The organism is Arthrobacter sp. SPT-J7, assembly GCF_059089965.1.
Genome location: NZ_JBNHFF010000342.1, coordinates 1 through 2522, shown reverse-complemented (window position 1 = coordinate 2522; position 2522 = coordinate 1). Strand labels below are relative to the sequence as shown.

The following is a 2522-nucleotide window of genomic DNA, read 5'->3' as shown; positions in this document are numbered from 1 at the left end:
GAATCCACCAAGGGCCCGATGGTGCGGGCCGCCTGCATAGCCACCCGGTCCAGGGTCTCAGCCTCGTTGAGCGTTTCCACGACCGGAACAACATGGGCGTCTACCCCGTACCGGCGGCGAATGAGGCCCTCCAGCTCGGGGCCTGTGTCAAGAGGGTTGCGGATCTGGACCTGCACCAGCCCCGAATCCCGGGCGGAGGACAACAGCCGGGAAACAGTCGAGCGGGATGTGCCGAGTTCCCGGGCTATGGCATCCATCGTCAGGTCCTGCAGGTAATACATTTGTGCAGCCCGAAGGGCGTCAGCATGCCGGGAAGCCTCCACCGCAACTCCATTCTGCACGTTTGTGCATAGTGCTTGACTCCATTTTCCATTACTCCAAACAATAGATGAGAACGGCGGATCACTTTTTCGTGTCCGCGCCACGCAAAGCCCAAGGGAGTTGTTTTGGGACCCAAGGATTCACCCGCCCGCCCTGCCGCACCTAAGCCCGGAGCCGAACGCCCGTCAGTACACAATCTGCGGCTCCGGCCACATGCAAAAGTGCTGGTGGTAGGTGGCGGAATCAACGGCGTCGCAACATTCCGGGATCTGGCCCTGCAGGGGGTGGACGTGGCACTTGTGGAACGCGGCGACTACTGCCAGGGAGCCAGCGGCGCCTCCTCACACATGATCCACGGCGGCATCCGCTACCTCGAGAACGGCGAGTTCCGGCTGGTCCGGGAGTCGGTGGTGGAACGCAACAGACTGCTCCGGATCGCACCGCACTACGTCAAACCGCTGCAGACCACGATTCCAATCTTCAGCACCTTCTCCGGAGTGCTCGCTGCCCCCCTGCGCTTCCTCACCCATAAGCAGCAGGGCAAGCCCAAGGAACGCGGCGCCTTCCTCATCAAAATCGGACTCAGCCTGTACGACTCGTTTTCCCGCGACGGCGGCACCGTGCCGCGCCACCAGTTCAGGGGACAAAAACGCGCCCTTGCTGAGCTGCCCGACCTCCGCCCTGACGTCAAATACGCGGCCACCTACTTCGACGCTTCCGTCCATAACCCGGAGCGGCTCACGCTGGATGTCCTGCAGGACGGCGAAAAGGCAGGCCATGCGTCCGGCGGGAACCCCCAGGGCAGCACGGCCCGTGCCAGTAACTACTTGTCACTGAGGTCCATGACCGGCGAGCCCAACCGCGGCACCGGCAAAGGCAGCACCGTCCGGTTGCGGGACGAGCTGACCGGTGAGGAATTCGATTTCACTGCCGACGTCATCGTGAATACCACGGGCGCCTGGGTGGACCTCACCAATGAAGCCATGGGTGCGGCCTCCACCTTTATGGGCGGCACCAAGGGTTCGCACATCGTGCTCGACCACCCGGAACTCCTTGCTGCCTGCCGGGGGCGCGAAATTTTCTTCGAGCACACCGACGGCCGGATTGTGCTCATCTATCCGATGGGGGACCGCGTCCTCGTGGGGACCACGGACATTGACGCGGACATGGCCCAGGATGCCGTCTGTTCAGATGAGGAAATCCAGTACTTCTTCGAACTCATCGGTCACGTCTTCCCCAACATTCCCGTAAAGCGCGAACAGATTGTCTATACCTTCTCCGGGGTGCGGCCGCTGCCCCGCCATGATGTGACCCAGCCCGGCTTCGTTTCCCGGGATTACCGGATCGAGCGCCGGGGCTCCAGGAGCGGAGGTGCCGGGGCGGGTGCTGTCGTCCTCAGCCTGGTGGGTGGCAAATGGACCACCTTCCGGGCACTGGCGGAGCACCTGACCAACGACGTCCTCGCCGAACTCGGCGTGCAGCGCAAAGTATCGACGGCGCAGCTCGCCATCGGCGGCGGCGCCGGTTTCCCCTCCGACGAGGCGGGCGTGCAGAAATGGATCAAAGATCACATGGCTGCCGGCCGTGATGCGGACCGGACTGCCGGCTTGCTCACCCGCTACGGAACCAGGGCGCAGGAGGTGATTGCCTACCTCGACGGGGGGCCGGACCACTTGCTGCACTCCACCCGCGAACTAAGTGCCCGTGAACTGGAATTCATGGCAGCCCATGAGCAGGTCGGGCACCTCGTGGATGTCCTCATCCGCCGCACTTCACTGGCCTTCCGGGGTCTCGTGACGGGCGAGCTGCTCAACGAGGTGGCTGAAGTGCTCTCCAGTCCACTGGGATGGGACGCCGCCGCACGTGCGGCGGAGATCCGGTACGCGCAGGACGTTCTGCAACGGTTCCACCGCGTAGAAACGCACAGCCTGGTCGCATAGGACAGGCTGTCGGCCGGGGCGCTCAACCCGTCCCGTCCAAACGGTCCTTCAACCCGCGAAGGACTGACAACAGAAAATAGAGGAGTCAAAGATGTCTCTTGGAATTGTTTTTCTATCCGAAGTCTTCGGAACGGCGATGCTGACCCTGCTGGGTTGCGGTGTCGTCGCCAACGTCGCCCTGCGAGGGACGAAAGGCAACAGCGGCGGGTTCCTGATGGTCACCTGGGGATGGGGTGTCGCAGTTTTCGCGGGTGTTTATGT

2 protein-coding genes and 1 pseudogene are annotated in these 2522 nt (G+C 63.0%); 2 read left to right on the top strand and 1 reads right to left on the bottom strand.

All coding sequences use genetic code 11. From position 1 onward, the window contains the following. A partial coding sequence (locus AC5RWX_RS32400; protein WP_494100273.1) for a sigma factor-like helix-turn-helix DNA-binding protein occupies positions 1–323 on the bottom strand: 323 nt, incomplete at its 3' end. Between the two features lie 123 nt (positions 324–446). Here AC5RWX_RS32400 and AC5RWX_RS32395 point away from each other — a divergent pair. Both AC5RWX_RS32395 and AC5RWX_RS32390 read left to right on the top strand, forming a co-directional pair. Then, positions 447–2261 (top strand): glycerol-3-phosphate dehydrogenase/oxidase, encoded by a 1815-nt coding sequence (locus AC5RWX_RS32395; RefSeq protein ID WP_494100272.1) that lies wholly within the window; start codon positions 447–449, stop codon positions 2259–2261. 91 nt (positions 2262–2352) lie between these two features. After that, positions 2353–2522 (top strand): annotated as a pseudogene (locus AC5RWX_RS32390) (aquaporin family protein); the annotation flags it as partial.